This window comes from Lentzea sp. NPDC051838 (assembly GCF_040681245.1).
In the GTDB taxonomy this organism is placed as follows: Bacteria; Actinomycetota; Actinomycetes; order Mycobacteriales; family Pseudonocardiaceae; genus Lentzea.
In genome coordinates this window covers 133,541-153,939 of sequence record NZ_JBFAYI010000005.1, presented here as the reverse complement: position 1 = coordinate 153,939, position 20,399 = coordinate 133,541, and the positions used below count along the sequence as shown (strand labels likewise).

Below are 20,399 nucleotides of genomic sequence, written 5' to 3'. Positions count from 1 at the left end.
GCATGACGGGATTCCACGTGCAGGGCGGTGCGCTCACGGCGCACAGCTCCGGTTCGAAGGAGGCCGCGGGCCACTTCGGACAGTTGGCGACCCTGCTCGAACAGGCGCGGGTGAGCGACGACTGCTTCGGCCCGCTCGGCGAGCTGCTGGCGTTCAAGTACTTCGAGGGTCTGAAGGAATGCCAGGACATGGCCAACAAGGCCACGGGGTTCCTGGACGGCGTGGCCGAACGGACGAACGACACGGCGAAGACCTACCGCGACGTCGAGACCGCGATCCACCAGGGCTTGCAGAAGCTCAGCGCCGGTGGTCCGGGGACGCTGGCCGACCTGAACAGCGCGGGCGACGCGGGCCGCAAGAGCGACTTCGAGCAGAACGCGGGCTACGGCAGCTCGTGGACGAGCGCGGCGGGGGACATCTCCCGGGCGAGCAGCCCGCCGGACGTGGCCATCGCCGCGGTCAACGCGCGCATGGAGCAGCTGCAGTTCGTGATGAGCCCCGGCCAGTCGTTCATCGACAACGGCCTCGGCTTCCTCATCGGCATCGTGATCAGCCCGATCGTCGAGCTCGTGCTCGAACCCGCGATCGGCGACCCGGAGCAGATGCGCAGCACCGCCACGGGCTGGGGCAAGGTCGCGGACTGGGTGCAGCAGGCCGGCGAGCACGAAAAGACCCGCGCCGCGGCGACGTCGCAGCCGTGGACGGGCGAGGCGGGCGACAAGTTCCGCAAGCAGATGGACGAGTTCGGCGCGGGCGCGGAGGCGTTCTCGAACGAGATCCGCGGCCTGCAGCAGATGCTGGACCTCGCCGCCGACCTGTTCGACGCGTTCGTCGAGATCTGCATCGACATCCTGCAAGAGCTCGTGATGGGCCTGATCATCGAGTGGCTGGCCGCGCTGGCCGCCTCGTGGATCACGGCCGGTGCCTCGGTGGGCGCCGCGGGCGCTGCCACGGCGGGCCAGGTCAGCGGCACGATGGCGCGCCTGGGCCTGAAGGTGAAGCAGCTGCTCGGCAAGCTCAAGCCGTTGATCGACAAGCTCGAGGACCTGCTGCAGAACCTGCGCAAGGGCAGGCTGAAGAAGCTCGTCGAGAAGGCCGAGGAGATGCGCGACGGCAGCAAGGCCGAGCAGTGGCTGATGCGCAAGGTCGACGCCAACCCGATCGCCAAGATCGTCACCAAGGCCAACACCAAGATCGACGAGGGTGCCGACGCAGCGTCGATGGCGTCGAAGACGGGCAACCGCTTCGCCAAGCGCTTCGGCGTCGACGGGGAGGGTTCGGACGCACTGACGACGAACCTCGTCGAGGCGGGCCTGCGCACAGCCGGCCTGAGCGGCACCGGCCACGTGCCGACCGCGATCACCAACGGCGTCATGGAGAACGCGCCGGGGCTCGCGGTGGAGCAGGGCATCAAGTACGGCTACAACAAGGGCCAGGACCCGTCCTCGTCCGAGGACCGTGCTGACGCCATGAACCGAGGATTCGAGTACGAGTGATCTTCTCGGCACCACTCGGCCCAGGCCACGTCGCCCGGCAGCACGTCTGCCGGGCCGGCGAGCAGTTGCTGTGGGCGACGTACCGGCAAACCTTCTACTACGCCGTCGACGGCCTCGACAAGCTCGGCGCACCGAGCAAGTCGCTGCTCACCCGCGGCCTGTCCGCGGTGGGCCGGGGCGCGGGCGACCTCGCGCTCACCTTCGTGGCCGGCGGCGGGGACTCCGGCGACGACAAGGCTCCCGAGGCCGATCACCTGGTCTTCGGGCCGTCCGGTGACTCGCTCGCGGTTCGTCTGCTGTCGCGGTTCGAAGCCGGCCGGCGCTCGAACCGGTTGTGGGCCTTGACGTCCACGCGGCTGGTGATCGCTCACCGGGTCGTGGCGCCTCCGCCGGAACCAGAACCGGAACCGGAACCGAAGTCCCTGCTGGGCAAGGCGATCGGGCTCGGCAAGGACATCGGCAAGATGCTCCAGGTGGACTTCCGCATGAAGTTCGGCGAGCACGTGGAGGGTGAGCCGGTCGCCGTGCCGAAGTACGAGGTGACCATGGAGATCCCGCGCGCGCAGATCGCCTCCGTCGAGTCCGGGCCAACGCTCCGGGTGGTGCTGGTGGACGGTTCGGGGTTCGAGCTCCTGGTTCCCCCTCCGGTTTCGACCCAGGACAAGATCGTCGCGAAGGAGCTGACGAAGTTCTGGTTGCGGCGCGGCGAGAACCTCGTGCTGGGTCTGCCGCCGGTCTTCGGGTACGTGGGTGGCGTCGTCGGCGGGTCGTTGCACGTGCCGTGGCAGCCGGTGAGCGAGATGCCCCCGCTGTCGCTGGACAAGCTGCGATGGCCGCTGCCCGCGCCGCCGTCACCGCAGGACTGGATCGACGACCCGACGCTCGGCTACTGGGTGGAGGGTGCTGGTGCTTCGTCGATGGCCGTGCAGTTCGCCGACCACTTCGCCTTCAGCCGCGGCAACGGGCGGCTGGCGGTGAGCGACCAGCGCGTGGCCGTGGTGTACCCGACGCATCTGTTCGAGGCCAAGCCGTCCAGCGTCTTCACGACGTTCGCGGAGATCCCGTCAAGTGCCGTGCGACTGGAACCCGTTCACGTGGGAGCAAGTCTGCCTTTCGCGTCTGTCGTGCGCTTGTCGTTCGCGGATGGGTCGCGTTTGGACATTCGTCAACCCTGAAGGGACTCCCACAGGCACAACACACTGCCCTCGCTGTCCTTGACGTACTGCGAGAACCCGAAGTCGCCGACGCGTTGCTTCTCGTTGAGCAGCACGCCGCCTGCCTGCTCGACCTTCGGCGCCACGTCGTCGATGCTCTCCACCTCGATGATGAGCACCGGCCCCTGCACGAACTCGGTGCGCGGCGAGATCCCGCCGTCGCTGTCCGCCGGGTCGACCGGCTCGCCGTCGGTGTCGACGAGCACGTACTCGAACGGCAGCTGCTGCGTCTCCCAGCCGAAGACGTTGCGGTAGAAGCTCTTCGCGCGCTGCAGGTCGTCCGCCGGCAGCTCGAACTTGACCCTGGTCATCGCGCGAGGTCCGGAACCTGGGCGACGAGGTCCTCCGGCGCCGACAACCGCCAAGCCTCGAACACCAGCTCGGCGAGCTCGTCGGGCTCGATCCCGTCGAGGTACACCACGACCCAGCCGAACCCGCCGGCCGTGAACTGCACCTCGAACACGTCCGGCCGCTCCGCCACCAGGGCCAGCTGCTCGGACAACGTCTGCTTGAGCCCGACCGTCTGCGTGCGCGGCCAGAAGTAGCCGAACACCTTGCCCCTCACCTTGAGGGTGTCGTACTGGTTGCCGGACGTGCGCTTCACCTCGGTGAGCGCGTCCACGATCTTCGTGAGCTGCTTTTCCGATGTTGCCACTGCCGACCCCCAAAGCCGAAGGCCCGAAGTATAAATCGGTCAAACCAGCCGCGGTCGCGTCAGTCGCACAACCGCCGTGACCACGCACTGCCGTTGCGTGGCCGAGTTCGGTCAAACCAGCCGCGGTCGCGTCAGTCGCACAACCGCCGTGACCACGCACTGCCGTTGCATGGCCGAGCTACGCATCCAGCTGCGCCCCCAGGTCCGCCCCCCGCGTTCCACATTTCTGCGGGAGGAAGATGACCATGGTTTCGGGACATCTACTGGACGGCGTCAGGCGCGGATCCGGACGAGGTTCACCCGTTCGAGCAGTGGGCGGCGATCAGGGCCGCGTGGGACAGCGGCTTGCTGAGGTCGTCCGGGTCGCCGTTGGTCGTGTAGTCGAGCAGGACCACGCGGGTGGAGCGGGCCAGGTCGGACAGTTGCGTTACCTGGTCCTGCAGGTGGTTCGACAGGACCCAGCGGTAGGTCGGCAGGTAGATCGAGTGGCGCGCCGTGCGGTAGTCGAGGAGGTGGTCGCCGTGCAGGCCCGCGCGGTGGCCTCGCACGGGGCCGAAGCGGCGGGTTGTGCGTTTCAGGCCCTTCATCGAGGTCACCGACAGCTTCGACGGGTCCACGTCGGTGTCGTCGAAGACCTTCAGGGCCTGCCAGACGCCCTCGACCGACGAGCTCACCACGCCTGGAGAGAAGGGGACCGGGATGTTGCCGTGCGGGTAGAACGGGCTGAAGCGCACCCACGGGTCGGGGCCGCGGGAGGTCACGTCGATGACCACTGCATCCGAAGAGGTCACCTTGCGGCGCTTGCTCGCCACTTCGATGGGCATGACCACGAGGATGGCAGGAGGGTCTGACAATTCCGGGCCCTAAGCTCGACAGCCATGGGGACGCACGACGCCATTGAGCGGCATGTCGAGGATCACTTCGGGGCGATCGAGTTCGTGTTCCACGCGGTGCCGTCGACCGGGGTGCACGTGCTGGTGGTCGGACCTAGCGAGGAACGTCCTTACCGGACGCTGGTCACCGAGGGCATGAGCGACCGGCCCATGACGGTGCCGGAGGGGGCGAATCCGTTGGCGGAGCTGATGATGGCGTTGCCGGCTGACTGGCCGATCGAGGACCTGACCAGCGATGAGTCGTGGCCGGTGCACCTGCTCAAGTACCTCGCGAGATTTCCGCACGAGAACGACACGTGGCTCGGGCCGTGGCACTTGCTGCCCAACGGAGATCCGGCCGCGCCCTACGCGCCCAGCACGGGGTTCGCGGGCATGGTGGTCACGCCGATGATCAACGTGAAGAGCGACGAGGCGCGCGAGATCGACGGCAAGATCGGGTTGCTTGCCGTCGTCCCGCTGCATCCCGCCGAGATCCGGTTGAAGGCGGACAAGGGATCACGGGCGCTCATCGAGGCGTTCGACCGTGCTGGGGTCAGCGAACTGGTTGATCCGCAAAGGCCTTCGTCGGTGTGACGCGGCTGCGTTGGGTCAGCACGACGCAGACGAGCACTACGAACGCGGTGGCCAGGGCGGGCCAGCCCACGGGTTCGCCCAGCACCAGGGCCGACCAGATCAGGGTCAGCACCGGTTGCGCCAGCTGGATCTGGCCGATCTTGGCGACGCCGCCCGCGGCCAGGCCCGCGTACCAGGCGAAGAAGCCCAGGAACATCGAGATCAGCGCCACGTAGGAGAAACTGAGCCAGACGACCGGGTCCGCACGCGAGAAGTCGGCCGTCAGCAACGAAACCGGCAGGGTCACCGGCAGCGAGACGACCAGGGCCCAGCAGATCGTGCGGGCGCCGCCCAGTTCGCGGGAGAGCGCGCCTCCCTCGGCGTATCCCAAGCCGCACAAGACAACCGCCACGAGCAGGTAGACGTCCGCGACACTCAAAGAACCCGAGAAACCGCCGCCGGTGGCCACGAAGGCGAGCACTGCCAGCAGGCCGGCGCCGCTGGACAGCCAGAACGCTAGAGGTGGGCGTTCGGAGGCTCGGACCACCGCCCAGATCGCGGTGGACATCGGCAGCACGGCGATCACCACGGCGCCGTGGGCCGAGGTTTGGGTGACCAGAGCCAGCGACGTGAAGAGCGGGAAGCCGATCACGATGCCCACAGCGACGACGACCAGACGACGGATCTGCGTTGCCGAGGGAAGCGGCGCACGCGATAACGCCAGGTACGCGACAGCCAGCACACCAGCGACGAAAGCACGCCCGAAGGCAACGAACCACGGGTCGAGTCCTGCTACTGCCAGCCGGGTTGCGGGTAGGGAGAAGCTGAAGCCCAGCACTCCCAGCGCGCCGAGTGTTACCCCCGCCGGCACGATAACGTTACTCTTGGCTCTCATGAATGAGGATAACGCAGCCGTCCGCGTTATCGAGGACCTGAGAGCAACGGCACTCGAGGGCCGCGCGGGCGATCGGATGCCGTCGGTGCGGGACCTGATGTCCAAGCACAAGGCCTCGCCCTCGACGGTGCAGCAGGCGATCCAGCACCTCGCCGCGCAAGGACTCGTCGAGGTGCGGCCAGGACGAGGCAGCTACATCGCCCAGAAAACCAAAGTCACCAACCAGGACCTGTCGTGGCAAGCGGTCGCGCTCGGCGAGGGCAGACCCGGCGAGGACCTGGTGGCGAACCTCGTCGCGGTGCCGAAGCCCGAGGTCATCCCCCTGTCCAGCGGCTACCTCGACCCGGATCTGCAGCCCACGGAGGCACTCGGTGCCGCGCTCAGCAGGGCGGCACGCAGGCCCGCCAGCTGGGGGCGGGTGCCGGTCGAGGGCAAGGAGGAGCTGCGCGCGTGGTTCGCCAAGGAGGCGGGCGGCGAGCTCAGGGCCGGTGACATGACGGTGTGCGCGGGCGCGCAGGAAGCGCTCGCGACGGTGTTCCGCGGGCTCGCGGACCGACAGGACACCGTGCTCGTCGAGTCGCCGACGTACCTCGGCGCGATCGCGGCGGCACGAGACGCCGGGCTCAAGGTCGTCCCGGTGCCGGCGGACGAGCACGGGGTCCGGCCGGATCTGCTCAAGGCAGCCTTCGAGCACACCAAAGCGAAGCTCTTCTACTGCCAGCCGTTGCACGCGAACCCGCACGGCGCGACCCTCAGCGACGAACGACGGCCCGAAGTAGCCAAGATCATCCGCGACAACGGCGCGTTCCTGATCGAGGACGACTGGGCGCGCGGGTTCACCATCGACGGCACCGCGCCGCCGACGCTCGCCGAGCAGGACACCGACGGGCACGTGGTCTACGTGCGCAGCCTGACCAAGGTGGCCGCGCCGGGTCTCAGAGTCGCCGTGATCGGGGCGCGCGGACCGGCGGGCACCAGGCTGAAGAACACCCGGTCGCGGCAGGACCTGTACGTCGCGGGGCCGTTGCAGGAGGCGGCGATCGACTTCGTGACGTCCCCGATGTGGCGCCGGCACCTGCGCACGCTCCAGCAACAGCTGCGGTCGCGCAGGGACGCCCTGGCCGGCGCGATCCACCAGCACCTGCCGGGGTTCGAGATCGCGCGGTCGACCGGCGGGCTGCACTTCTGGGTGAACTTGCCGGACGGGATCGACGACGTCGAGTTGACCTCGGCCGCGGCGGCGCGCGATGTCGTCGTGTTCCCCGGAAAGCCCTGGTTCGCGGCTGAACCGCCCGGCCACTTCCTTCGTTTGACTTACGGGGGCGCACCGGAGCACGTGCTCGTCGAAGGCGTCCGGCGGTTGAGTGGGATCGTTCGTTAACTTGACTGACTCCAGAAAACCGGGCAGGGTGTCTCTCGTGCCCACGGCTTCCGACTTCGAGCGCATGTTGCGTGGAGTGTCACTTCGGGTGACGGCTCCGCGGATAGCTGTGCTGTCCGCGGTGCACGAACACCCGCACGCCGACACGGACTCGATCATCGGTGTCGTGCGTCAGAACCTCGGCGCGGTCTCTCACCAGGCCGTGTACGACGTGCTCCGCGCACTGACCGGAGCCGGCCTGCTGAGACGCATCGAACCCCAGGGGTCGGTAGCGCGTTATGAGGCTCGCGTCGGGGACAACCACCACCATGTCGTGTGCAGATCCTGCGGCGCGATCGCCGACGTCGACTGTGCCACCGGCGCCGCGCCCTGCCTGGACGCATCCGACGACCACGGGTTCGTCATCGACGAGGCCGAGGTCATCTACTGGGGCACGTGCCCAGAGTGCACGACCGCCGCGAAAAGTTCCTGAACACCCGGAAGGATTCCCGTGTCCGACAGCACTGACGCCAAGGTGAACGAGTGCCCGGTCGCTCACAACCGGCTCAGCACCCCCAGCGAGGGCGGCAGCAACCGCGACTGGTGGCCCAACCAGCTCAACCTCCGGATCCTCCGCAAGCACCCCGTCCAGGCCAACCCCATGGGCGGTGAGTTCGACTACGCGAGTGAGTTCCTGACCGTCGACCTCGACGAGCTGGCGCGCGACGTCGACGCGGTGCTCACCGAGTCGAAGGAGTGGTGGCCCGCGGACTTCGGGCACTACGGCCCGTTCATGATCCGCATGGCCTGGCACAGCGCGGGCACCTACCGCACGCACGACGGCCGCGGTGGCGCCGGTGCGGGCATGCAGCGCTTCGCCCCGCTCAACAGCTGGCCGGACAACGGCAACCTGGACAAGGCCCGCCGTCTGCTGTGGCCGGTCAAGAAGAAGTGGGGCCGCAAGGTCTCCTGGGCCGACCTCATGATCTTCACGGGCAACCGCGCGCTGGAGACCATGGGCTTCACCACCTTCGGCTTCGCCGGTGGCCGCGCGGACGTGTGGGAGCCGGACGAGGACGTCTACTGGGGCCCGGAGACCACGTGGCTCGGCGGCGACGCGCGCTACAGCGGTGAGCGCGACCTGGAGTCCCCGCTCGCGGCGGTCCAGATGGGTCTGATCTACGTCAACCCCGAGGGCCCCAACGGCACCCCGGACCCGCTGGCCGCGGCCCGCGACATCCGCGAGACGTTCGGCCGCATGGGCATGAACGACGAGGAGACCGTCGCGCTCATCGCCGGCGGCCACACCTTCGGCAAGGCGCACGGCGCGGGCAACCCGGACCTGGTCGGCGCGGAGCCCGAGGGCGCCGCGATCGACGCGCAGGGCTTCGGCTGGATCAGCACGCACGGTTCGGGCAAGGGCCGCGACGCCATCACGTCGGGCCTCGAGGTCACGTGGACGCAGCAGCCCACCAAGTGGACGAACCTGTTCTTCAAGAACCTGTTCGCCTTCGACTGGGAGCTCACCAAGTCCCCGGCCGGCGCGCACCAGTGGAAGCCGAAGGACGGCGCCGGCGCCAACACCGTGCCGGACCCCGAGGACGGCACGCTCAACCGCACGCCGGAGATGCTGACGACGGACCTGGCGCTGCGCTTCGACCCGATCTACGAGCCGATCTCGCGCAAGTTCGCCGAGAGCCACGACGCGTTCGCCGACGCGTTCGCCCGCGCGTGGTTCAAGCTGACCCACCGCGACATGGGCCCGATCCAGCGCTACCTCGGCGCGCAGGTGCCGCAGGAGGAGCTGATCTGGCAGGACCGCCTGCCGGTCGTCGACCACGAGCTGATCGACGCCGCCGACGTGGCCGCGCTGAAGGCCAAGATCCTGGAGACCGGCCTCTCGGTCTCGCAGCTGGTCAAGACCGCGTGGGCCTCGGCCTCGTCGTTCCGCCAGAGCGACAAGCGCGGTGGCGCCAACGGTGCGCGCATCCGCCTGGAGCCGCAGCGCAACTGGGAGGTCAACGAGCCGGCCGAGCTCGCCCAGGTGCTGCGTGCGCTGGAGGGTGTGCAGGAGGCGTTCAACGCCACCGGCAAGAAGGTCTCGCTGGCCGACGTGATCGTTCTCGGCGGTGCCGCGGCGATCGAGCAGGCCGCCAAGGCCGCGGGCCACGACGTCGAGGTGCCGTTCCTCGCGGGCCGCGCCGACGCCACGCAGGAGCAGACGGACGCCGAGTCGTTCGCGGTGCTGGAGCCCGTCGTCGACGGCTTCCGCAACTTCGGTGGCAAGGCCATCCCGCTGCCGTCCGAGTACCTGCTGATCGACAAGGCCAACCTGCTCGGCCTCTCCGCGCCGGAGCTGACCGTGCTCGTCGGCGGCCTGCGCGTGCTCGGCGCGAACCACGGCGGCTCGCAGGCCGGCGTGCTCACCGCCAAGCCGGAGACGCTGACCAACGACTTCTTCGTCAACCTGCTCGACATGGAGACGGAGTGGAAGTCGGTCACCGACGACCAGGAGAACTTCGAGGGCCGCGACCGCGCCACCGGTGCCGTCCGGTGGACCGCCACGCGCAACGACCTGGTGTTCGGCTCGAACTCCGAGCTGCGCGCCGTCGCCGAGGTCTACGCGAGTGACGACGCGTCGGAGAAGTTCGCGCAGGACTTCGTCGTGGCGTGGAACAAGGTCATGAACGCGGACCGCTACGACGTCTGATCTGCTCGTTTCCCGGTACCCCAGGCCACTCCCCCGGCCTGGGGTACCTTCGTCTTCATGAGGATCTGGGGGATCGCTCTGCCTTCGCGCACGCCCGTCTCGTTCGACGTGGACGGGGACCGGTTGCGCGCTTCCGGTTCATCCACTTCGGACGGTCTGTGGCTGCTGCCGGGACTGACCGACGTGCACTCGCATCCCGGGACCGAGATGCCGGGCGACGAGTACTCGCACGAGGTGTTCCGGCGGCACATGCTCACGCATCGGGCCGCTGGTGTGCTGACCGTGCGTTCGCCAGGCTCGGCGGATCCCGTGCGGGACCGGGCCGATGACGTGGATCTGCCCCGGCTGGCTCGCAGCGGCCAGTGGCTGGCCACTCCCGGACGGTTCTTTCCCGGTGCGGGCAGGCGGATCGAGGAGGCCGAGCTTCCTTCCGCCGCGGTCGAGGAGGCCGCGTTCGGGTGGTGCAAGGTCATCGGTGACTGGATGCCCGATGATCCGCCGGTGCCGTTGGACGTGCTGACGGCGACGGTGGACGCGGTGCACGCCGCGGGTGGACGTGTCGCCGTGCACTGTCAGACCGCCGAAGGGTGCCGCAACGCCGTGCTGGCGGGCGCGGACAGCCTGGAGCACGGGATGCACCTGGATCATTCACTGCTGCCGCGGATGGCCGCGCAGGGAACGGCGCTCGTGCCCACGTTCTCCGCGTTCGCCAAGTCGATCGAGAACATCGAGAAGGCCACGGACGAGCGGCTCAAGGAGTGGATCCGCGGCGGCTGGGAACACGCGTTTCCCACCGCTCGCGCGGCTTTCGAGGCCGGCGTGACGGTGCTGGCCGGCACGGACACCTACCCGTGCGGCCAGGTCGCCGCGGAGATCTCGTGGCTGATCAAGGCGGGGCTGCCGGTGGAGGCCGCCGTGGGCGCGGGATCGTGGACCGCGCGGGAGTGGCTCGGGTTGCCGGGGCTGGTGGACGGCGGGTTCGCCGACGTCGTGGCCTACGACGAGGATCCGACCGAGAACCCCGAGGTGCTGTTGAGGCCCAAGCAGATCGTCCTGCGCGGCGAGGTGGTCGTCTGATGTTCGCGCACGGGACGTTCAACGACGCACTCGTCGAACCGGGCGAGTGGGTCGCCCGGTTTCCGCGCACGGATCTGGACGACGCACGCCGACGCGCTCAGGCGCTCCGGCTGATCGGGCAGCTGGATCTGCCTTTCGCCGTGCCACAGGTGCTGGAGGACCGGCTGGACCTGCCGCTGGGCCAGGCTCATGTGATCATCTCGTACCTGCCCGGCGAACCGTCGGACACCGCGAGCGACGAGGCCGTCCTCGAAGTCCTCGACGCGCTGGCCGCGGTCGAGCTGAACGACGAACTCGTTGCCCTGCTTGACCAACCGTTGCACCACGCGGGTGGAAGCAGAGCCCAGGACACCATCACCGAGCTCGTGTTCCCGTTGCTCACCGACGACGAACGCGTTCAGGCGAAGGAAGTTCTCCAACGCTACGGAGACCTCCCCGCCGCAACAGGCTTCGTGCACGGCGACCTCGCGCCCGTGAACCTGCGCTGGCACAACGGAAAAGTCAGCGGGATCATCGACTGGGACTTCGCCTGCGCCGGCGATCCCGCACTCGACGCGGCCGCGTTCGCCAACTACGGCTGGCCTCTGGTGAAGCGAGTCAGGCCCGAGCTGTACGAACGCGCCTGCACACACGCCGCGATGTTCCCGCTGACCGGCGCGGTGTCCGTCATCGCGCAGGGCGGCGATCCGGAGAAGTTCCTCGCCTGGTTCCGCCGCCGGTGCGCGGTGCGCGAACACCCGCCTGGCGCAGCCGCGTGACGACGAAGAGCACGACGGCGACGGCGACGACCGCGAGCACGAGCTTCTGGAAGATCCCCGCGTAGGCCTCGACGCGGTGCCAGTTCTCCCCCAGCAGGTAACCGGCGCCCACGAACACCGTGTTCCAGATCAGGCTGCCCGCCGTCGTCAACGCGAGGAACTTCGGGAAGTTCATGCGTTCCACGCCCGCCGGCAGCGAGATGAAGCTGCGGAACAACGGCACCATCCGGCCGAAGAACACCGCTTTCGTGCCGTGGCGGGTGAACCAGGCCTCCGTCCTGTCGAAGTCGGTGACGCGCACCAGCGGGATGCGTGCCACCAGGCGGCGCGTGCGGGAGCGGCCGAGGAGCACGCCCGCGAGGTAGACGATCACGGCGCCGGCCACCGAGCCGAACGTGGTCCAGAAGAGGGCCTCCGGCAACGTGAAGACGCCCCTGCTCGCGGAGAAGCCGGCCAGCGGCAACACCAGTTCGCTCGGAATCGGCGGGAACAGGTTGTCCAGGCCCACGACCACGGCGGCGCCCACGCCTCCGAGCGACTCCATGAGATCGACTGCCCATTCGGCCAGCATTGGTTTCCCCTTGTACGACGGTGAAATCGGTCGTGATCGACGCTAGGAAGAGCGGCACGGCAAGACCACGCGGACGGCCTCACGAAGGAATGCGGGAAACCGCAATGCTGTGGATCCGAACGGCCAGTACGGTGACGGGCGTGGACCGGGAACAGCAGCTCAGCGCAGTGGTGCGCGACTGGTTCCGGTCGTTCACCGGGCTGCTGGCCGGGACCCTGACGATCCCGCTGGACTTCGTGGCCGCGGTCCTCGGCGTCAAAGCCGTCGAGGTGACCGAGCTCGAACTGCGGAGAATCGCCCGGTACGGCACGGCCGCGCACGCCGATCCGTTGACGAAGAGCCGCTGCCGGCGCTATCTCGGCGTGCGGTGGCTCGTGGGCTGGCTGGGTGCCGGCGTCGTGCTGATGCTGCTGCTCTACCTCTCCACGGCGCTGTCGATGGTGTCGGCGTGGCTGTTCGACACCAGGTGGGCGCTGGTCAGCGACGACGACGTGGTCGACACGAAGCTGATCGCGATCGCCACGCTGCCGGGCGCACTGCTCATCTTCGTCACGCTGGCCGGGGTGACCGGAGTGGCGGCGCTCGACCGGTGGCTCGCGACCACCATGCTCGGACGCAGCCAGCAAACCCTGTTGCGCCAACGGGTCGCGGAGCTCACCAGCACGCGGGCCGAGGTGATCGAGGCGATCGACGACGAGCGCAGGCGCATCGAACGCGACCTGCACGACGGTGTCCAGCAGCGGCTCGTCGCGCTCGGCATGCTGATCGGCAGGGCCCGGCGGGCCAAGAGCGACGAGCAACTGCAAGACCTGCTGGGCCAGGCGAACGACACCGCGGGCGCCGCCATGGACGAACTGCGCGAGGTCGCCACGCGCGTCTACCCGGCGGTGCTCGACGATTCGGGCCTGAACGTGGCGCTCGAGGTGCTGGCGGAACGATCGAGCGTCCGCGTGGAGCTCAGCAACGGCCTGCGGGAGTCACCGGGACCGGCGCTGGAGACGGTGATCTACTTCGTGGTGTCCGAAGCCGTCACCAACGCGGCCAAGCACGCCGATCCGTCGCTCGTCGAAATCTCGGTGGCACAAGGGGAAAAGGCCATCACGGTCGTGGTGCGGGACGACGGCGCCGGCGACGCGGATCCGGCGGGCTCCGGGCTGTCCGGCCTCGCGAGGAGGGTGAAGGCGGTGGACGGCGAGTTCGAGGTGACCAGCCCGCCGGGCGGTCCCACCACGATCCGGGCGAGGATGCCGTGCGGGTGATCCTGGCCGAGGACTCGACGCTGCTGCGCGAGGGCCTGATCCGGTTGCTCGCCGAGGAAGGCCACGACGTCGTCGCCGCGGTCGGCACCGCGCCGGAACTGGTCGAGGCCACCGCACGGCACCGGCCGGACGTCGTGGTCACCGACGTCCGGATGCCGCCGAGCCACAAGGACGACGGCCTGCGCGCCGCCCTGGAGATCCGCGCACGGTGGCCGGACGTCAGCGTTCTCGTGCTCTCCCAGTACGTCGAGAACCGCTACGCCACCGAGCTGATCACCGGTACCGGCGGCAACGTCGGCTACCTGCTCAAGGACCGCGTGGCCCAGGTGGACGAGTTCCTGGAGGCGCTGGAGCGGGTCGCGTCGGGTGGCGCGGCGTTCGATCCCGAGGTCGTCCGCCGTCTGCTCACCAGGACGTCCCACCCGCTCGACGCGCTGACCAAGCGGGAGAAGGACGTTCTCGGACTGATGGCGCAGGGCCTCACGAACGCACGCCTCTCCGAGACCCTGCACATCTCGCTGAGCTCCACCGAGAAGCACATCAACTCGATCTTCGACAAGCTCGGCCTCAACGGCGAGGCTGGGATGAGCCGGCGGGTGCTGGCCGTGGTCCGCTACCTCAGCAGCTGACCACCGAATGCGAATTGAGAAGGAATGAATCAGAACGGTGAATGCGGACTTCACCCGGACGGAGGAGCTGATCACTATGATGAGTGAGTGCCCCTGAGTCGTCGATCCCCTGCGCTGCTCGCTGCACTCGTGCTGCTCGGCGCGGTGACGGCGTGCACCAGCACCGCGGTCGGCGACCCCGAAGGCACCACCACGAACTCGCATCCGCCCACGTCAGAGCACGTCCCGGAGCCTGCGCCGCCGCAGCGCAACTACGTCAAGCTCACCACGGAGAACGGGCGGCAGAGCCCCGGCACCGTGGTTCTGGGCGGCGAGGACGCGGTCTACAACTACGCGCCGGCCGTGATGCTCGAAAACGGCAAGGTCCGCACGTGGTGGTGCAGCCAGATGGGCAGCGCCAAGCCGAACGGCGACGACATCCTCTACAGCGAGGGTCCCACCGCGGACGGCCCGTTCAGCACGGCGCGCGCGGTGTTCTCGGGCAGCGGCAGCAGCTTCGACGCGATGCACACGTGCGATCCGTCACTGATCAAGCTCGGCGACACGTATTACATGTATTACACCGGCGCCTCGCGGGACAACCACGCGAACGGCAGCTCGGTCGGCGTCGCGACCAGCAAGGACGGCCTGAGCTGGACGCGGGCCAACAACGGTCAGTCGATCATCGCCCCGGCCGGCGACATCATCCGCGAGAACACCTACGGAGCCGGCCAGCAGTCCGCGATCTACCTCGACGGCTGGATCTACCTGCTCTTCACCGACACCACCGGGTACTCGGCGGCGTCGAACGGCGCCGGCCAGTTCGTCCTGCGGTCGAAGGACCCGCTGTTCGCGAGCGGCATCGAGGCGCTGGGCCCGCAGGGCTTCAAGCCGGTCGAGAACGGGAACCGCCCCAGGACCCGCTCGGTCGTCGAGGCCTACAGCTCGGACTGGATGTGGATCGAGGCGGCCTCGGCGTTCGCGATCGCCCACGAGACCGTCGGCGGCACCACCATCACGTTCTGGAACAAGGAGTTCACCCGGCACCCGTACGAGGCCGTGGTGATCCCCGGACCGTGGACCGAGGGCCCCGGCCTGATCCGCACCCCCGAGGGCCACGCGGCGATCAACACCACCGATCCGTGCGAGCGCGTGGGCATCGACGTCCTGCGCTCCACCGCCAAGGACGGCTCCGGCGCCCCCACGAACATCCACCACTTCGGCCTCGACGCGCTCGGCCTCCAGGGCTGCGCGACGGTGGCGGAGGCCAGAGTGCTCGACGGCTTCTCGATGCCCTCGCCCGAACGCACGTCGGACGTCGTGTCCGGAGGCAAGATCGTCCGGTTCGAACGCGGCTCGGTCGCGGCGAAGTACGCTACCGGCATGCTGGCCAGACGCCCGAAGATCGCCGACTCGCTGAAGGTCGCGGTCCGCGTCCCGGCAGGGGTTCCGGCGGTCCGCAACCCCGCCCGCCAGCTCGGTTTCCTGGTCAACAACAAGCTGATGGTCATGAACGGGCTCGAGGCCGCCGACCTCAACTCCTCCGACGTCACCCTCGTGACCCAGGAGGAATGGGACCGGTTCGAGCGGCTGACCACCTGAGCAGATGACGACCCTCGAACGACCGCGCGCGCTCGCGGACGACGTGATCCCGCTGCCCTCCGAACCTCCGCACGAACGAGCGTGGTTCGGCATGGCGGCCTCGTTCGTGGCCGCGGTGGCGTTCCTGCTGCTCATCCCGGCCGGCTGGGCGCGCCTCGACCACCTGTGGGCCGAGGACGGCGCCCGGTTCGCGGTCGACGCGCTGCGCTCCCCCGCGCTGGACAACCTGATCACCCCGTACGGCGGCTACCTGCACACGTTGCCGCGGATCGTCGCCGAACTGGTGGCGTTGCTGCCGATCGAGCAGACCGCCGCCGGGTTCGCGATCGCCGCGGCGATGCTGCGGGCCCTGGTCGCGCTGATCGCCTTCGCGGGGTCCAAGGCATACCTGAAGTCGACGCCGATGCGGTTCGCACTGGCAGCGCTCGTGATCGTGTTGCCCGCGGGCAACTCCGAGACGTTGAACAACATGTCGAACCTGCACTGGTTCCTGCTCTACGGCGCCTTCTGGGCGTTGTTGTGGCGGGGTGCCCCGCGCGTGCCGGTCGCGATCTTCGTGTTCCTCGCCGCCGTGTCCAGCCCGCTGGTCTTCATCCTGGCGCCGATCGCGCTCGTGCGGCTCTTCCAGGCGCGCAAGGAGGTGCCGATCGCGTTCCTCGCCGGGCTGGTCGTGCAGGCCGTGGCGATGGTGTTCGCGAGCAGGACGCCGTACTCGCACGACGAGGTCGACCCGGTGCAGGTGCTGCTGGCGAGCCTGCTGCGGGTGCCGGTGGTGGCGTTCACCGGGTCCGAGCGGGTCAGCCAGTTCTACCCGGCGCACGGCAACCTGGTGATCCTGCTGGCGCTGCTGCTCGCGGCCGTCCCGATGGCGGCGGGTCTCCGGTTCGGCGACCGCGCCGGACGGACGCTGGTGCTGGTCTCGGCCGCGTACAGCGTGATCGTCATCGTCGCGTGCCTGGTGCTGAACTGGTCGCACGTGCTGCAGGTGCAGGGCCCCGAGGTCGTGATGGCCGGGCAGCGCTACAGCATCGCGCCGTGCCTGTTCCTGTTCACCGCGATCTTCGTCGGCCTCGACGCGACGCCGGCGAAGACCTGGGAACGCGCGGTGGTCGGCGCGAGCCGCTACCTGGTCGGAATCGCCGTGGTGGTCAGCGTCTTCGCGCACCTGCAGGTGCCGAGGACCGTGCTGCGCGGCGTTCCGTGGGACGAGAGCCTCGCGAAGGCTCGTGCCGAGTGCGCGGCGGGAGCGGCGGAAGCACGGCTGGAGCATGAGCCGAAGGACTGGTTCTTCGTCCTGCCGTGCCACTCAGTGGGCTGAGAAGAGGCGCTCGAATGCGCCTTCTGCTCCACTCGAAGCGTGACGGTTGACGACTGGTTGACGCGGTTCGAGTCCGCGCTGAAGGCCCGTGACGCCGAGGCCGTGGCCGCCCTGTTCGCACCCGAGAGCTACTGGCGCGACCTCGTGGCGTTCACCTGGAACATCAAGACGGCCGAGGGGCGCGACGAGATCGCGGGGCTCGCCAAGGCCTGCGACGTCGGGCCGTCCGGGTTCCGCGTCACCGAACCACCGGTCGAGACGGACGGCGTCACCGAGGCGTGGCTCGAGTTCGAGACGTCCGCCGGCCGCGGCAAAGGCCATCTGCGGCTCACCGGCGAGGGCGCCTACACGTTGCTCACGACGCTGGAAGAGCTGAAGGGCTTCGAGGAACGGCGCCCTGTCTACGCCGCTCAGGAACCCCTGCAAGACCCGTACGTCGTGGTGATCGGTGGCGGGCAGGGCGGCATCGCGCTCGGCGCCCGGCTGCGGCAGCTCGGCGTCCCCGCGGTCGTGCTGGAACGCAACGACCGCGCGGGCGACTCGTGGCGCAAGCGCTACAAGACGCTGACGCTGCACGACCCCGTCTGGTACGACCACCTGCCGTACCTGCCGTTCCCGGACAACTGGCCGGTCTTCTCGCACAAGGACAAGATCGCCGACTGGCTGGAGATGTACACGCGGGTCATGGAGATCCCGTACTGGACCCGGTCCGAGGTCACCGCCGTCTCGTACGACGACGGCTGGACCGTGACGGTCAACCGCGACGGCGAAACCGTGCAACTGCACCCCGCACATGTCGTGTTCGCGACCGGCATCGCGGGAAGGCCTCAGGTTCCGGACTTCCCCGGCGCCGACGAGTTCGAGGGCGAGCAACACCACTCGTCGCAGCACCCCGGCCCGGACGCGTACGCGGGACGCAAGGTCGTGGTGGTCGGCTCCAACACCTCGGCGCACGACATCTGCGCGGCACTGGTCGCGCACGAGGCGGACGTGACGATGGTGCAGCGGTCGTCGACGCACGTGATCAAGTCCGAGACGTTGCTGGACCTCGGGCTCGGCGACCTCTACTCGGAACGGGCGCTCGCGGCGGGTGTCACGACCGAACGCGCGGACACGATCTTCGCCTCGCTGCCCTACCGCGTCCTGCCGTCGCTCCAACTCCCCGTGCAGGAGCAGGTCCGGGAACGCGACGCCGAGTTCTACGAACGGCTGGAGCAGGCGGGTTTCTCGCACGACTGGGGCGACGACGGCACCGGCCTCGTCATGAAGTTCCTGCGCCGGGGCTCGGGCTACTACATCGACGTGGGCGCGTCCGACCTCGTCGTGAACGGGTCGATCAAGCTCGCGCACGGCCAGGTCGTGAAGCTGACGCGCGATGCCGTGGTGCTCGACGACGGCCGCTCGTTGGAAGCTGATCTCGTCGTGTACGCGACCGGGTACGGGTCGATGAACGGGTTCGTCGCCGACCTCGCCGGCGAGGAGATGGCGGCACGGGTCGGGAAGGTGTGGGGCATCGGCTCGGACACCTACCTCGATCCGGGGCCGTGGGAGGGCGAGCAGCGCAACATGTGGAAGCCCACCCAGCAGCCGGGGCTGTGGTTCCACGGCGGAAACCTCGCCCAGTCGCGATATTTCTCGCACTACCTCGCGGTGCAGCTCAAGGCACGTTTCGAAGGTCTGGAGACGCCGGTTTTCGGGCTCCAGGAGGTGCACCACGCGAGGTAGCTGTCGAAAACGGCGTCGCTCGTTCGACGGTTGGGCATGACGAACTCAACGGCAAAGACCCGCAACCTCGACCAGTACGGCAACGCCGCGCTCCCGTGGAGCCTGGCGGAGGACCTGCTCGCCCAGGAGTCCGCGTCGGCGGACGTGCCGTTCTTCCTGAACACCGTGCGTCCCGACGGACGTCCGCACTCGGTCGGCATCGGCGCCGTCTGGTTCGAGGACGCCCTGCACTTCGTGAGCGGGCCGGGTACCCGCAAGTCGCGCAACATCGCGGAGAACCCGGCCTGCACGGTGTCGGTGCGGCTCACGGGGATGGACCTCGTGCTGGAGGGCGACGCTGTTCGCGTCACCGACGAGTCCACTTTGGACCGAATCGCGGCGAGGTACCGCGAGTCCGGCTGGCCCGCCGAACGGGAGGGGCAGGCGTTCACCGCTCCTTACACCGCACCGAGTGGCGGCCCGCCGCCCTGGTACGTCTACCGGGTCACGCTGACCGCGGCGCACGCCGTGGCGACCGCGGGTCCGGGTGGCGCTACCCGATGGACGTTCTGACGAAGTCCCTGAAAGTGCGGGCGGGCTTGCCCGTCACGTCCAGAACCGTTGTGGTGACCCGGTTTTCCGCGCCGTGCCGGATGTCCTCGTCGAGCTGGGCGAGGACTTCGGCGAACTCGCGCGGCAAGCCCGCCGCCAACCGTGCGGCCATCTCGGCGGTGCTGACCGAACGGTGCCGGACCGGGCGGCCGGTCACCTCGGTGATGATCGCGGCGGCGTCGGCGTAGCTCAGCGCCTCCGGACCGGTGATCAGGTGATCCGTGTTGTGCGGCAACGGATCCGTGAGAGCCCGCGCGGCCACGGCGGCGATGTCGGCGGCGTCGATGAAGCCGACCTTGCCGTCACCGGTGCCCGTGACGATCTCGCCGTCGCGGACACCCGCCGCCACCGGATGGTCGCCGGTGAAGTTCTGCATGAACCACGACGGCCGCAGCACCGCCCACTCCGGCAGCGCCCTGACCAGGGCGGGGAGAGCGCCCATCCCCGTGGCGCTCTCCCCGACCGCGGACGAGCTCAGCAGTACCACTCGCCGCACGAGCCGCGCTCGAGCGAGGAAAGACTCGACCACCGGAGCCGGGTCGGCAACTCCAACCGGCGGGATCAGGTAAACCCGGTCGACACCGTCCAGGGCGGCGTCGAACGTCGAAGGGTCGTCCCAGTCGAACCGGACGTGGTCGTCCAGAACCGGTTTCCTGGTGCCGACGCGGGCATCGGGGAGAAGGTTCGCCAGCAGGCTGCCCGTTGTCCCGGTACCGCCGATGACCAGCACGTTCACGACAGCTCCTGCACGTAGAGCGGGTTCCAGTAGTCGCGGTAGGAGACGATCTCGCCGTCGTTCACGGTGATCACGGCGATGTACGAGAACCGGTACGGCTTGCCCGAAGCGACCACGACCCCCTCGGCGTCGAACTCCACGACGACCACGTCCGGGTCGACGCTCTGGTGCACGACCTGCTTCGGAAATCCGTGGATGTCCAGCAGCTTCGGGTAGTCGCGCAGGTACTCCTCGATCGCCGCGCGCCCCTCCAGCCGCGACGGGTAGCCGGGTGGAGCGAAGGGGAACTCCATCACCCCGTCGACGGCCCACAGACCCGCGAACCCGGTCATGTCCTTGTCCAGCAGCAGTTGCAACGCCCGTTCGACGAGTGTCATGC

General features: G+C 68.9%; 21 protein-coding genes. 14 read left to right on the top strand and 7 right to left on the bottom strand.

The window, feature by feature from the left end; all coding sequences use genetic code 11:
• Positions 1-2: 2 nt before the first annotated feature.
• Together AB0M24_RS14335 and AB0M24_RS14330 are read left to right on the top strand one after the other, a co-directional pair.
• Entirely contained in the window at positions 3-1,496 is a 1,494-nt protein-coding gene (locus tag AB0M24_RS14335) for a WXG100 family type VII secretion target (RefSeq protein ID WP_363766131.1), read from the top strand.
• A complete protein-coding gene (locus tag AB0M24_RS14330; protein WP_363766128.1) occupies positions 1,493-2,671 on the top strand; it encodes a hypothetical protein in 1,179 nt (392 codons plus the stop codon). Before AB0M24_RS14335 ends, AB0M24_RS14330 begins: the two co-directional genes overlap by 4 nt.
• Here the strand turns inward: AB0M24_RS14330 and AB0M24_RS14325 are convergent.
• The 3 genes from AB0M24_RS14325 to AB0M24_RS14315 all read right to left on the bottom strand — a co-directional run bounded on the left by AB0M24_RS14325 (position 2,662) and on the right by AB0M24_RS14315 (position 4,189).
• Positions 2,662-3,021, bottom strand: a complete 360-nt coding sequence (locus tag AB0M24_RS14325) for a VOC family protein (protein ID WP_363766125.1) — start codon at positions 3,019-3,021, stop codon at positions 2,662-2,664. The two genes, AB0M24_RS14330 and AB0M24_RS14325, sit on opposite strands and share 10 nt — an antisense overlap.
• The gene (locus AB0M24_RS14320) at positions 3,018-3,365 is read right to left on the bottom strand and encodes an MmcQ/YjbR family DNA-binding protein (RefSeq protein WP_363766122.1); all 348 of its coding nucleotides are present in this window, start codon (positions 3,363-3,365) and stop codon (positions 3,018-3,020) included. Before AB0M24_RS14320 ends, AB0M24_RS14325 begins: the two co-directional genes overlap by 4 nt.
• A 296-nt stretch (positions 3,366-3,661) precedes the next feature.
• Positions 3,662-4,189 carry a hypothetical protein gene (locus tag AB0M24_RS14315; RefSeq protein WP_363766119.1) on the bottom strand — a complete coding sequence of 176 codons (528 nt, stop codon included), beginning with the start codon at positions 4,187-4,189 and terminating at the stop codon, positions 3,662-3,664.
• Between the two features lie 54 nt (positions 4,190-4,243).
• On the opposite strand from AB0M24_RS14315, the gene AB0M24_RS14310 reads away from it, so the two are divergent.
• Complete coding sequence (locus AB0M24_RS14310) at positions 4,244-4,831, top strand: suppressor of fused domain protein (protein ID WP_363766116.1); 588 nt, start codon at positions 4,244-4,246, stop codon at positions 4,829-4,831.
• Here AB0M24_RS14310 and AB0M24_RS14305 read toward each other — a convergent pair.
• A complete protein-coding gene (locus AB0M24_RS14305; RefSeq protein WP_363766113.1) occupies positions 4,791-5,681 on the bottom strand; it encodes a DMT family transporter in 891 nt (296 codons plus the stop codon). The two genes, AB0M24_RS14310 and AB0M24_RS14305, sit on opposite strands and share 41 nt — an antisense overlap.
• Before the next feature lie 22 nt (positions 5,682-5,703).
• Here AB0M24_RS14305 and AB0M24_RS14300 point away from each other — a divergent pair, with 22 nt between their 5' ends.
• From AB0M24_RS14300 to AB0M24_RS14280, 5 genes are read left to right on the top strand one after another with little or no spacing between them, the layout of a single operon-like run.
• Entirely contained in the window at positions 5,704-7,086 is a 1,383-nt protein-coding gene (locus tag AB0M24_RS14300; protein ID WP_363766110.1) for a PLP-dependent aminotransferase family protein, read from the top strand.
• Between the two features lie 37 nt (positions 7,087-7,123).
• Positions 7,124-7,558, top strand: coding sequence for a Fur family transcriptional regulator (locus AB0M24_RS14295; RefSeq protein WP_363766107.1), 435 nt, complete (start codon positions 7,124-7,126; stop codon positions 7,556-7,558).
• A gap of 18 nt (positions 7,559-7,576) precedes the next feature.
• Positions 7,577-9,775, top strand: coding sequence for a catalase/peroxidase HPI (gene katG, locus AB0M24_RS14290; protein WP_363766104.1), 2,199 nt, complete (start codon positions 7,577-7,579; stop codon positions 9,773-9,775).
• A 57-nt stretch (positions 9,776-9,832) separates the two neighbouring features.
• Positions 9,833-10,852 carry an amidohydrolase family protein gene (locus AB0M24_RS14285; protein WP_363766101.1) on the top strand — a complete coding sequence of 340 codons (1,020 nt, stop codon included), beginning with the start codon at positions 9,833-9,835 and terminating at the stop codon, positions 10,850-10,852.
• A complete protein-coding gene (locus AB0M24_RS14280) occupies positions 10,852-11,610 on the top strand; it encodes a phosphotransferase (protein ID WP_363766098.1) in 759 nt (252 codons plus the stop codon). The genes AB0M24_RS14285 and AB0M24_RS14280 overlap by 1 nt, the downstream gene beginning before the upstream one ends.
• Here AB0M24_RS14280 and AB0M24_RS14275 read toward each other — a convergent pair.
• A complete protein-coding gene (locus AB0M24_RS14275) occupies positions 11,519-12,181 on the bottom strand; it encodes a DedA family protein (RefSeq protein ID WP_363766095.1) in 663 nt (220 codons plus the stop codon). The genes AB0M24_RS14280 and AB0M24_RS14275 overlap by 92 nt on opposite strands.
• 140 nt (positions 12,182-12,321) lie before the next feature.
• On the opposite strand from AB0M24_RS14275, the gene AB0M24_RS14270 reads away from it, so the two are divergent.
• The 6 genes from AB0M24_RS14270 to AB0M24_RS14245 all read left to right on the top strand — a co-directional run bounded on the left by AB0M24_RS14270 (position 12,322) and on the right by AB0M24_RS14245 (position 19,245).
• Positions 12,322-13,440, top strand: coding sequence for a sensor histidine kinase (locus AB0M24_RS14270; protein WP_363766092.1), 1,119 nt, complete (start codon positions 12,322-12,324; stop codon positions 13,438-13,440).
• Positions 13,431-14,069: a response regulator transcription factor gene (locus AB0M24_RS14265; protein WP_363766088.1), complete on the top strand. Its 639-nt coding sequence runs from the start codon at positions 13,431-13,433 to the stop codon at positions 14,067-14,069. Before AB0M24_RS14270 ends, AB0M24_RS14265 begins: the two co-directional genes overlap by 10 nt.
• Before the next feature lie 87 nt (positions 14,070-14,156).
• Complete coding sequence (locus AB0M24_RS14260) at positions 14,157-15,650, top strand: beta-xylosidase (protein WP_363766085.1); 1,494 nt, start codon at positions 14,157-14,159, stop codon at positions 15,648-15,650.
• A 4-nt stretch (positions 15,651-15,654) separates the two neighbouring features.
• The gene (locus tag AB0M24_RS14255) at positions 15,655-16,968 is read left to right on the top strand and encodes a hypothetical protein (RefSeq protein WP_363766082.1); all 1,314 of its coding nucleotides are present in this window, start codon (positions 15,655-15,657) and stop codon (positions 16,966-16,968) included.
• A gap of 39 nt (positions 16,969-17,007) precedes the next feature.
• Complete coding sequence (locus AB0M24_RS14250; protein WP_363766079.1) at positions 17,008-18,693, top strand: NAD(P)/FAD-dependent oxidoreductase; 1,686 nt, start codon at positions 17,008-17,010, stop codon at positions 18,691-18,693.
• A gap of 36 nt (positions 18,694-18,729) precedes the next feature.
• Positions 18,730-19,245, top strand: coding sequence for a pyridoxamine 5'-phosphate oxidase family protein (locus AB0M24_RS14245; RefSeq protein WP_363766076.1), 516 nt, complete (start codon positions 18,730-18,732; stop codon positions 19,243-19,245).
• Here AB0M24_RS14245 and AB0M24_RS14240 read toward each other — a convergent pair.
• Both AB0M24_RS14240 and AB0M24_RS14235 read right to left on the bottom strand, forming a co-directional pair.
• On the bottom strand, positions 19,226-20,020 hold the full coding sequence (locus AB0M24_RS14240; protein WP_363766073.1) for an ergot alkaloid biosynthesis protein: 795 nt from the start codon (positions 20,018-20,020) through the stop codon (positions 19,226-19,228). The genes AB0M24_RS14245 and AB0M24_RS14240 overlap by 20 nt on opposite strands.
• Complete coding sequence (locus AB0M24_RS14235) at positions 20,017-20,397, bottom strand: nuclear transport factor 2 family protein (RefSeq protein ID WP_363766070.1); 381 nt, start codon at positions 20,395-20,397, stop codon at positions 20,017-20,019. The genes AB0M24_RS14240 and AB0M24_RS14235 overlap by 4 nt, the downstream gene beginning before the upstream one ends.
• Positions 20,398-20,399: the final 2 nt, after the last annotated feature.

What these genes read in the sequence shown, in the direction of transcription:
- AB0M24_RS14325 (WP_363766125.1), bottom strand. Translation starts at nt 3,021, where the DNA reads ATGACCAGGGTCAAGTTCGAGCTGCCGGCGGACGACCTGCAGCGCGCG.
- AB0M24_RS14310 (WP_363766116.1), top strand. Translation starts at nt 4,244, where the DNA reads ATGGGGACGCACGACGCCATTGAGCGGCATGTCGAGGATCACTTCGGG.
- AB0M24_RS14255 (WP_363766082.1), top strand. Translation starts at nt 15,655, where the DNA reads ATGACGACCCTCGAACGACCGCGCGCGCTCGCGGACGACGTGATCCCG.
- AB0M24_RS14335 (WP_363766131.1), top strand. Translation starts at nt 3, where the DNA reads ATGACGGGATTCCACGTGCAGGGCGGTGCGCTCACGGCGCACAGCTCC.
- AB0M24_RS14275 (WP_363766095.1), bottom strand. Translation starts at nt 12,181, where the DNA reads ATGCTGGCCGAATGGGCAGTCGATCTCATGGAGTCGCTCGGAGGCGTG.
- AB0M24_RS14245 (WP_363766076.1), top strand. Translation starts at nt 18,730, where the DNA reads ATGACGAACTCAACGGCAAAGACCCGCAACCTCGACCAGTACGGCAAC.
- AB0M24_RS14285 (WP_363766101.1), top strand. Translation starts at nt 9,833, where the DNA reads ATGAGGATCTGGGGGATCGCTCTGCCTTCGCGCACGCCCGTCTCGTTC.
- AB0M24_RS14300 (WP_363766110.1), top strand. Translation starts at nt 5,704, where the DNA reads ATGAATGAGGATAACGCAGCCGTCCGCGTTATCGAGGACCTGAGAGCA.
- AB0M24_RS14280 (WP_363766098.1), top strand. Translation starts at nt 10,852, where the DNA reads ATGTTCGCGCACGGGACGTTCAACGACGCACTCGTCGAACCGGGCGAG.
- AB0M24_RS14315 (WP_363766119.1), bottom strand. Translation starts at nt 4,189, where the DNA reads ATGCCCATCGAAGTGGCGAGCAAGCGCCGCAAGGTGACCTCTTCGGAT.
- AB0M24_RS14235 (WP_363766070.1), bottom strand. Translation starts at nt 20,397, where the DNA reads ATGACACTCGTCGAACGGGCGTTGCAACTGCTGCTGGACAAGGACATG.